Below are 6722 nucleotides of genomic sequence, written 5' to 3' on the forward strand. Positions count from 1 at the left end.
GAGTAGATTCTATATACTGATATGTATATGGCTCGCTGCCTGTATTTTTCTTATGTCCTGGTTTACTAAGTATTTCTCATGAGTACTATTGATTGGGTAGTACTCTTTTTTACACTTCTGCTCATTGTCGCATATGGCATGTACAAGAGCCGAGGTATCAAAAATATCGATGGCTATATTGTCGGTGATCGGCAGCTCCCATGGTATAATGTAGGCCTATCTGTTATGGCCACGCAAGCGAGTGCCATTACATTCCTTTCCGCCCCAGGTTTAGCCTATTCCTCGGGAATGAGCTTCGTACAGTTTTACTTTGGACTGCCTCTGGCGATGATCGTTCTTTGCGTAACGTTTGTCCCTATTTTTCATCGATTAAAAGTATATACCGCTTACGAATTTCTAGAAAAACGTTTTAACGTACACACTAGAGCACTGACTGCTATCTTATTTCTTATTCAGCGCGGAATATCTACTGGTATCACAATTTTCGCTCCGTCTATTATTTTATCAAGTATTTTAGGTCTTGATGTGACCTATACAACGCTAATTATCGGTTCAATTGTTATCCTGTACACAGTATGGGGCGGGACCAAAGCGGTCTCCTACACGCAGCTCTTACAGATGGCGATAATATTTACCGCGCTTCTTGCGGCAGGATTCATGGTCGTACATCTTTTACCCGAAGACATCGGCTTTAAAGAAGCCTTGCATATTGCAGGAAAATCTGGTAAGACCAATGCAATAGATTGGAGTTTTGATCTTAACAATGAATATACGGTGTGGACGGGCTTGATCGGTGGATTCTTTTTGCAACTTTCCTATTTCGGTACTGACCAAAGCCAGGTAGGGCGATATCTTACTGGATCATCCATCCGAGACTCTCGTATGGGCCTATTGATGAATGGCCTTTTAAAAGTACCCATGCAGTTTTTTATACTCCTTATCGGGATCCTTGTATTTGCTTATTATCAATTCAATACGGCACCTTTATTTTTCAACCAAGTAGAGGTAAAAAAAATCGAAAACAGTGAGTATAAAGCAGAGTACAGCCAAATTATGAGTCAGCACGAACTGCTAAGCAAAGAAAAAACACTACTTGTCCAGCAGCTCACCAGGGGCCTAAAAACCGACGATGAAGTATTAATCGACCAAAGTAGAGAAGCATTAAACGCTAAAAATAAACAGGATAAAGCTCTACGAAAGCAAGTTGAAGAACTTCTTCTCAAAAATGATCCGTCCGCAGAATTAAACGACAATAACTACATTTTCCTTTCCTTTGTTACCAGCACATTTCCTAAAGGATTTATAGGGCTACTGATAGCAATAATTTTCTTAGCGTCTATGGGAGCAACGGCCAGCGCAATAAATTCCTTGTCTTCTACAACTGTTGTCGATATTTATAAGCGGTTTATAAATAGGGGTGCCTCTGATCAGGGGTATTTAAATGCATCACGTATATTCACGTTGTTTTGGGGTATAATAACCCTCTGTGTGGCACTATATGCCAGTCAGCTCGGAAATCTACTCGAGGCGGTGAATATATTAGGATCGTTATTCTATGGAACAATCCTTGGGGTTTTCCTAGTTGCATTTTATGTAAAACAGATCGGGGGGAAGGCCGTCTTTTGGGCAGCGATTCTAACGGAAATAATAGTCTTTATTATTTGGTCTACCGATATAATGGCCTATTTATGGCTAAATCTGGTGGGGTGTGTATGTGTAATCGTGTTAGGACTTATCTTGCAACAGATCTTCCGAACCAAAGGGTTCACAATTGAAAATTAAAAGAATTGCTTTTTTCCCCTCCAATGTTTTACGTGAAACATTCTGTCTGAAAGGCAACAACTTTTTAGAAATATCGGCGATACAAATTATATAAAACACGTTTATCATACTCCGAGAGCGTTTCGCTGGGATCCTGCGGAATAAATTTCCTTTTAAATGCCCTGATTGTTGCGTTCAAATTGGAGACATCGTAACCGATGATACGTAGGGCGTCAACGTAATTAAAATCGCTGGGGACGGGTTGTAAATTACGCTCGTCATACCAAACTCCAAAACCACGTTCAGCTAGTCGCTTCCACGGAAAAAACACACTAGGGTCGTCCTTTCTCGTTGGGGCTACGTCGGCATGACCAATGATGTTGGTAAAAGGTATCCTATACCTGGTTTTCAACGTGTCAAGTAGAGTTATCAAAGACTGTATTTGCGCTTCAGGGAAAGCTTCGCGCCCGTTATTATCGAGCTCAATACCCAGAGAGACAGAATTCATATCGGTAATCGTCCCCCATTTAGACCGGCCGGCATGCCAAGATCGCAAATAGTCATTAAGCATCTGTACAACCCTTCCGTCTCGACCGATGACGTAGTGGGCTGACACTTCGGTGTGTTCAAGCTGAAAAGTACGTATTGTTTGATTGATGCTACGCTGAGCAGTATGATGTATAATTACGTAATTCGGTTTTCGGACATCATAGTGTATCGCTTCTGACCAATCCGTATTTTTATTAACGCCTTCACGCATCATAGCCCGAACTTTATCTTCCGGCGAATTAATATCTGGTATTATAAGCGTTGTATTCTCCGCAAATGTATCGCTAATAGAGGGGATCCGAACGGAGTCAACGTTGATCTTCGTGGTGTCAATTTTAATCACTGGACGAGCTGTATTACCCACCAATGTCTTCTGCTTTGTCGCACATCCGACAAGCAATACAAAACTCAAAATAAACCCCAAATCTCTCAAACGCACACGATCTACCTTGGTAATGTATAGGTAACTCCTAAAGCGAGCGCCTGGCTATATTGTATGTCCGGGGCTTCATCAGAATTATAGACGACAATACCTCCTAACGATACGTTGACAAGGCTAGTCACTTTCGCTGATAATGTGACATCCAGACGGTGATCAGGATCACTAATATCGTTATAATCGGCAAACAGATTATAACGTGATTTAATATTCAGGTTCTTAGATAAATTACGATCTAGGTTGGCCGTTAGCTGAAAAGCCAGGTCATTTTTAAACTCTTTTCCTGGTTCTACGCCATAATCTGGAGCTGGACCAATTCGTTCTCGATTTATTAGGAGCGTCTGCCGCGCAGTACCTGTACCAAAACGAACAGAAAATGTTTCATCGGGTTTATACTCCAAACCGAATGATTCCGTAAAATATCCCGGGGCCATGAAAGCAGATACGGTGTCCGCCACTAACTCGCGCCCGAGCTCTTCGTTAAATTCATATTTATAACCTACGTCGAATTGCGATTCATAAGTAAACGAGAAATAGAGCGCCCATGTTTTGGATAATTTATAGGCAAGTTTATTATCCCAGAAAATACGGTCGTTATTTTTTTTCGCGAGCTGTCCTTCGTTTCTCACAATTCCATACTTCAGATCAATTTCAGTGGTAAACTGAAAATTATTTTTATTGTATTCTGACTTATGCCACCCTAAAAGACCCGCAGCAACAGAGTTAACTCCCCCCGCGTTCCAGTTACTACTGAACGAAGCTTGATTCGCGTTTATGCCAAATTTGGTCCAATGTTTCCAGTAATCCACCTCCAGATCTAGGTTGGGGATAGGAACAATGATATTATTTAGCTGTTTTACTGGGGCTTCAGGCTTCTCGACTATTGTCGTGTCGGGCCTTGCGCGCAATTCCTTAAGATCAATCTGTGCATAAGCAACTCCTACGCTAAGCGTTGCGTAAAGTGCAAAAAATACAATTAGCCTACTAAACGTCATGTTTTTTAATTATTAACTTCTAAATCTAAATCCGGCAATTTCGGTAAATAGCGCAAGTTAGGATTTAATTTAAATATTTCATATTTACTTCTTATGTATGACGATAACTCATACGGAGTCGCCAACATCACGAAGGCATAACTCGGTCGGAAATTGTTCATGAAAATTCGAAGCTGATCGCCTGTCAACCCCGTCGTATGCTGAACCAAATCAGGAGTAAACTTCGAGTCCACCACATTGTCCTCATACTCGCGTTGAATGACCTTCGTAAGCCTTCGCGCATTTTTTCCTTCCTTACTTAGCATGTTAAAGATCGAGCCAATGCTAATCCCGGCACCTGTTGGCCCAACGCTAAATATTGATCCAGGGTCCGCCATTTTATATGCCTTATTAAACTCTTCCCTCCGTTGTGCTAAAACCTGCTCCGGAGATTTTCGTGCAAAGACATCAATTTGCGCAATATGTATCGAGCTTCGTCTCAAATAAACTAGGAGCACCTTTTGATCCTTGTAAACTATCGTGTCGGCGTGAAATCCGTCTTTTGAGGCAATAACCGTATCGCCGGCCGCTACATTTATTTCAAACTCGCCTCGCGCATTATTATAGGTGTTTTCTTTTGATTTAACGTTCTTGACAAATACACTACCAACGCGCTGGCCGGTACCTTTATCAAAGACTATGCCTTGAATTCCACCGGTCTGCGCATTTAGCGTCAGATGACTAATAAATAATAAACTGAATAGATATAAATGATGTAAAAACTTCACGGTTATAAAACTACAGCAAAGACGTTAAATTATCCAAATTTTAACACCTTTTAGTCTTTTATTTCGTGATCACGAGCATTTGGCCGAGAGAAAGGTTCTCAGAGGACAAGGAATTAAGAGTTTTGATTTGCTCGACAGAAACTCCATACTCTTTTGCTATGCCAAATAAAGTATCTGAACTTTTTACTTCATGGATAATCATCGCTACGGCACTCTTAATTTCTTCCGGCTCCTCTTGCGGTTCATCAACTTCTTTTATATGGATAATCTCTTCCACCTTTTCTTCGCGAACCTCCTTGGCCACATAAGACGATTCTAGACGGTCATATTTGTAGAGCTCATAGCGTTCAATCAAGTCGATCAGAAGTTGAGGATAGCGAGGATTGGTAGCATACCCCGCATCTTTAAGCCCTCGAGCCCAACCTTTATAGTCATCTTTATCCAATCTAAAGAGCTTTTCATAACGCTTACGTAATAGAAATTGACTATGATCTTCAAATGACTGTTCTGGGCTTGTATATACACGAAAACAATCGTTAGCACGATCATCAGGACGGTTAACCGACTTTCCGTTCCATGTTCCGCCGCATTTTATGCCGAAGTGATTGTTCGCTTTTTTGGCAAGATAACTGTTTCCACTACCGGATTCGAGTAGTGCTTGCGCTAGTTTAATGCTGGCAGGGATGCCATATCGATTCATTTCAGCAACAGCAATATCCTTATAACGATCGATATAGCTCAGTCCTGAAATCGAGGTGGCTCCTCTAGAAGCTGTCGTTGATCGGGAGGAACTTGTCTCTTTTCCAGACCGCAACACAGTTGATTTTCGTGATGCGCATGACGTTACTCCCAATAACAACACCCCGAGCAATAGAAATACAGTATTTCGTCTCATTTAAAGCATTAAACGTTGTCCGATCGATAGGTTGGCAGACCGAAGGTTGTTCTGGTTTTTAAGCTTCTGCACTGTGGTCCCATAGCGTTTAGCGAGCGCAGAAAGAGTATCGCCCTTTCGTACCACGTGCGAGTTGGTTTGGTTTAAGTTCAGTCTGGAATCTTTAGATTCCATAGAACGCAGAAGTATGTCTTCAGTTGGCGCAGGGCCGTTGGATGCCACCACCTGCTCCGCCAACTCTTGTTTGCTCGCGACATTATCATATTTGTCTAGGTCGTAACGATCGATAATCTGAATTACCTTTCTTGACCAGGTCCCTGACTCCGAATAGCCGGAGCGGGCAATTCCAGCGATCCAACCTTTATAATCGCCTTTCTTTTTCGTATCAAAAAGCTTAGCTGTTGCTTTACGTCGCTGCAATAAACCGACAAAATCCTCGTAAGAATCATCCGATGAACCGTAACCTTTATAAGCCGAACGGATCTTCTTACTATTGTTTTTTCCTTTGATACCGAAATGATTGTTCAAATGCTTGGCGAGTCTGCTGTTTCCATACGCACTTTCATGAAAGGCGACTCCTAAAATAACAGAAGCGGGTACTCCTGTTTCTATCATCAGTTGCTGTGCCATATCCTTATGCTCAGCAATATAACTACTTGGTGAAAATTTTTGTGCGTACGTTGACGTAACGTTCAATAAAAAAATCAACAGTGTGGCAAAAAACCACCCTTGTGCTTTCTTATGCATATTCTTCCTTTTAGTTCAACAATTACTTTTTGCGTATCACAAAAAGCCCGTCTCTAATCGGCAAGATCAGTTTTTCTATCCGACCATCGTTTGCCAGTGTTTGATTAAGTTCCAGTATCGCTTTTGTTTGGTTATCCGGGTTATCTAATAAAACCTTTCCCTTCCATAGCACATTGTCGATAAGTATTAACCCTCCTGTAACCGTTCTTTCTATCAGTTGCTGAAAGTAATACAAGTTTCTTTTTTTATCGGCATCGATAAATACAAGATCAAATTCACCTGGAATCCGTCCGATGATGTCCGCTGCATCACCAATATGATAGTTTATTGCATTACCATATGGCGAGGCATCAAAATAGCTCTGTACGCGTTCCTGCTGTTCCTCGTTAATATCTATCGTGTGAACTTCTCCTCCTTCGGCAAGACCTTCGGCCAAGCATAAGGTGGCATAACCTGTGAAGGTACCAATCTCCAAAACGCGTTTCGGTCGAACCAAATGAGACAACAAAGAGAGCACTCTTCCTTGAAAATGCCCCGATAACATGTGAGGCATTGTCTCCCGCAAATAG

General features: G+C 41.7%; 7 protein-coding genes. 1 reads left to right on the plus strand and 6 read right to left on the minus strand.

Features of this window, described 5'->3' with window-relative positions:
- Nucleotides 1-78 precede the first annotated feature (78 nt).
- Nucleotides 79-1782, plus strand: a complete 1704-nt coding sequence (locus HP439_RS02335) for a sodium:solute symporter family protein (protein WP_172388738.1) — start codon at nucleotides 79-81, stop codon at nucleotides 1780-1782.
- 64 nt (nucleotides 1783-1846) lie between these two features.
- Here HP439_RS02335 and HP439_RS02340 read toward each other — a convergent pair whose 3' ends face one another.
- From HP439_RS02340 to HP439_RS02365, 6 genes are all read right to left on the minus strand, one after another.
- The gene (locus HP439_RS02340; RefSeq protein ID WP_246229182.1) at nucleotides 1847-2743 is read right to left on the minus strand and encodes an N-acetylmuramoyl-L-alanine amidase; all 897 of its coding nucleotides are present in this window, start codon (nucleotides 2741-2743) and stop codon (nucleotides 1847-1849) included.
- A gap of 11 nt (nucleotides 2744-2754) precedes the next feature.
- The gene (locus HP439_RS02345) at nucleotides 2755-3744 is read right to left on the minus strand and encodes a DUF3078 domain-containing protein (protein ID WP_172388739.1); all 990 of its coding nucleotides are present in this window, start codon (nucleotides 3742-3744) and stop codon (nucleotides 2755-2757) included.
- Between the two features lie 5 nt (nucleotides 3745-3749).
- The gene (locus HP439_RS02350) at nucleotides 3750-4511 is read right to left on the minus strand and encodes a hypothetical protein (RefSeq protein WP_172388740.1); all 762 of its coding nucleotides are present in this window, start codon (nucleotides 4509-4511) and stop codon (nucleotides 3750-3752) included.
- A 58-nt stretch (nucleotides 4512-4569) separates the two neighbouring features.
- Nucleotides 4570-5406, minus strand: coding sequence for a glucosaminidase domain-containing protein (locus HP439_RS02355; protein WP_172388741.1), 837 nt, complete (start codon nucleotides 5404-5406; stop codon nucleotides 4570-4572).
- Nucleotides 5407-6153 carry a glucosaminidase domain and LysM peptidoglycan-binding domain-containing protein gene (locus tag HP439_RS02360; protein ID WP_172388742.1) on the minus strand — a complete coding sequence of 249 codons (747 nt, stop codon included), beginning with the start codon at nucleotides 6151-6153 and terminating at the stop codon, nucleotides 5407-5409.
- A 22-nt stretch (nucleotides 6154-6175) separates the two neighbouring features.
- On the minus strand, nucleotides 6176-6722 hold a 547-nt coding region (locus tag HP439_RS02365), incomplete at its 5' end, for an O-methyltransferase (protein WP_172388743.1).

The organism is Sphingobacterium shayense (genome assembly GCF_013179575.1).
GTDB classification, from domain to species: Bacteria; Bacteroidota; Bacteroidia; order Sphingobacteriales; family Sphingobacteriaceae; genus Sphingobacterium; species Sphingobacterium shayense.